At 64.0% G+C, this 517-nt stretch carries 1 pseudogene; it reads left to right on the top strand.

The features are described from left to right. A pseudogene (locus CCN56_RS42395) lies at positions 1-100 on the top strand (DNA-binding response regulator); the annotation flags it as partial. Positions 101-517 lie beyond the last annotated feature (417 nt).

Genomic DNA, 517 nt, shown 5'->3' with positions numbered 1-517 from the left:
GGAGAAGCACATCAGCAACATCTTCCTGAAGCTGGGCCTCTCCCCGAGTGACGGTGATCACCGCCGGGTACTCGCCGTATTGACGTACCTGAAGTCCTGATCATCTGACACGCTGTCAGATATCCTGGTCCCAGTTCCAAAGGATGAGGCGGAATCAGACTTTCCGGAACACTCCGGGTGGCGACAGAACGTGACGATTCAGGGCAAGAGGGCGTCTCAAAAAGAGGTCCGCGATGTGAGAAGTCCCGGGAAGGCCCCCCTTACCGTCGTAGGGTGGGCCTGGGACGGAAGGTGATCTCCACACAGAGGCCGCCTGCCGCGCCCCGAGCCTTCTCCCCGCCTCCGGCGGAGAGTCCCCTTGCCGCGAGGGAGGTCCAGTTCAGTGACCAGCCAGGTCAGTAGCGAGGCCGGTGAGGCCCTGGTCGGGGAGCAGCGCAGCGCTCCGGCGACGCCCCACCACGGCACCGAGAAGGAAGTGCGCCGGCTCGACCGGGTGATCATCCGTTTCGCGGGTGAC

Source organism: Streptomyces sp. NRRL B-24572 (genome assembly GCF_002156145.1).
GTDB classification, from domain to species: domain Bacteria; phylum Actinomycetota; class Actinomycetes; order Streptomycetales; family Streptomycetaceae; genus Streptomyces; species Streptomyces vietnamensis.
This window is presented reverse-complemented; position numbering and strand designations above follow the sequence as displayed.